This is a genomic window from Kitasatospora arboriphila (genome assembly GCF_039528095.1).
Lineage (GTDB): Bacteria > Actinomycetota > Actinomycetes > Streptomycetales > Streptomycetaceae > Kitasatospora > Kitasatospora arboriphila.
This window is the reverse complement of sequence record NZ_BAAALD010000225.1, coordinates 1-1,212: the sequence shown is the minus strand read 5'-3', so window position 1 is coordinate 1,212 and position 1,212 is coordinate 1. Positions and strand designations below refer to the sequence as shown.

Sequence of the window (1,212 nt, the reverse complement as noted above, 5' to 3'; positions counted from 1 at the left end):
GTTCTCCTTCCAGTGTCGCTCCGGGAAGGCGGCGAAGGCGGTGAGGTCGTCCTTGGCCTCCAGCAGCATCGCTTTGACCTTGGGGAACTGCTTGCCGAGCATGTCGGCGACGGTGTCCAGCTGAGCTCGGACCGCGGCTTGGGTGGGTTGGGCGAAGATCGTGCGGATGGTCGCGGCGACCATCTCGGCCGGGTCCTTGGGGATGGTCGCGAAGGTGTTGCGCAGGAAGTGGACGCGACATCTCTGGTAGGCGGCCCCGAGCATGACCTTGCGGATCGCCTTGACCAGGCCGCTGTGGTGGTCGCCGATGACGAGGCGGACCCCGGTCAGGCCGCGTTCGCGCAAGTGACGCAGGAACTCGGCCCAGAACACCTCGGTCTCGCTGTCGCCGACCATCACCCCGAGCACCTCGCGGCCGCCGTCCTCGGTGATGCCGGTGGCGACGACCACGGCCCGGGAGACGATCTGGTGGTTCACGCGCGCCTTGCAGTAGGTCGCGTCCAGGTAGATGTAGGGGAAACGGGTGTGGCCGAGCGGCCGGGTGCGGAAGGCGGTGAGCTGTTCGTCCAGGTCAGCGCAGATCCGGGAGACCTCGCTCTTGGAGATGCCGGTGTCCGCTCCGAGGGCTTTGACCAGGTCGTCGACCGAGCGGGTGGACACGCCCAGGACGTAGGCCTCCATGATGACCGCGTAAAGGGCCTGGTCGATGCGGCGCCGGCGCTCCAGCAGGCTGGGGAAGAAACTGCCCGTGCGGACCTTGGGGGTGGCCAGCTCCAGCTCGCCGGCCTGCGTGGTCAGGGTCGTACGGCCCTCGGTTCGCGCGCCGGGCCCGGCACCGATCCGGGCGGTGGCCTCGGCCTCGATCAGCTCCTGCAGGATCCGCTGGGCGAGGGTCCTGATCAACTCGATTCCGTCGGCCGAACGCAGTGACTCCATGAGGCGGAGTAGGTCAGACTGGGATAAGGCCATCGCGTACCTCCCTGGGTGAACTCGCCGTTCTACACAGAGAGTTGCGCGATGGCTGCCCCATGACCAGGGGTCACTCCAAGATCCCTGCTACACCACTCCACGGGACGCCATCTGCGGCGGTCTGCCGCTGGCTCTCCGTATCTTGGCCTCCCTGCTTGTGGACGCACCAACCAGACCGCTGTCCCACCTCCGCCTGGAGCTGGAGGACGCCCACTCCAGGCTCTGTGTACTGCGCCGGGAGGG

The 1,212-nt window shown here is 67.6% G+C and carries 1 protein-coding gene; it reads right to left on the bottom strand.

What is annotated here, in order from left to right:
* The coding region (locus ABD353_RS39630) for an IS256 family transposase (protein WP_344628569.1) at positions 1–969 on the bottom strand (969 nt) is incomplete at its 3' end.
* Between the last annotated feature and the right edge of the window lie 243 nt (positions 970–1,212).